At 65.4% G+C, this 566-nt stretch carries 1 protein-coding gene; it reads right to left on the bottom strand.

Annotated elements, in window-relative coordinates:
• Nucleotides 1-566, bottom strand: a 566-nt coding sequence (locus G5315_RS20505; protein ID WP_421333922.1) for a DUF5801 repeats-in-toxin domain-containing protein, incomplete at both ends; no start/stop codon positions are given.

Here is a 566-nt window from a genome sequence, read left to right as displayed (position 1 = left end):
ACCACCCCGGCGCCAATGCTCACGCTCTGGCTCGCCACATCCCCGTCCCCGTCAGTGGTGGTCACCACCGCCGACAGTTTGCCCGTCAGATCTACCGGCTCGTCATAGTTGTCCGGGTTGTCCGGGTGCTGAATGGCCACGTACTGGGTCACACTCAGCTTGCCGTCTTCCCCTATCTCCAGCTTGAACGCTGTGCCATCCAGGCTGCCGTTGCCGTCGCTGTCAAAGCGGCCGTAGACAATGTCGCTGTCGTTTGCATCCGCTTCCAGGATAATGGCGTGGCCGCCCTGCGTGGTCATCAACCCGCTGTCGGCCACGTCGATACGCAGCGACACATCGGTGCTGCCATCGTCGGCCCCGGCCGCCCCCACCCCACCGCTGAACAGGGCCGCCGCGCTGGTCACCGTGATGCCCAGCTGGGTCGTTTCATCGGTAGTCACGCTGCCCGTCAGCGTCATGGCGCTCACGCTCGGACCGTCATCCTTGAACACCACCCCGGCGCCAATGCTCACGCTCTGGCTCGCCACATCCCCGTCCCCGTCAGTGGTGGTCACCACCGCCGACAG

The sequence above is a fragment of the Aeromonas sp. 603607 genome, from assembly GCF_049171595.1.
In the GTDB taxonomy this organism is placed as follows: Bacteria; Pseudomonadota; Gammaproteobacteria; order Enterobacterales; family Aeromonadaceae; genus Aeromonas; species Aeromonas veronii.
Note: the sequence above shows the minus strand (reverse complement) of the source record. Positions and strands in the feature narration are given on the sequence as shown.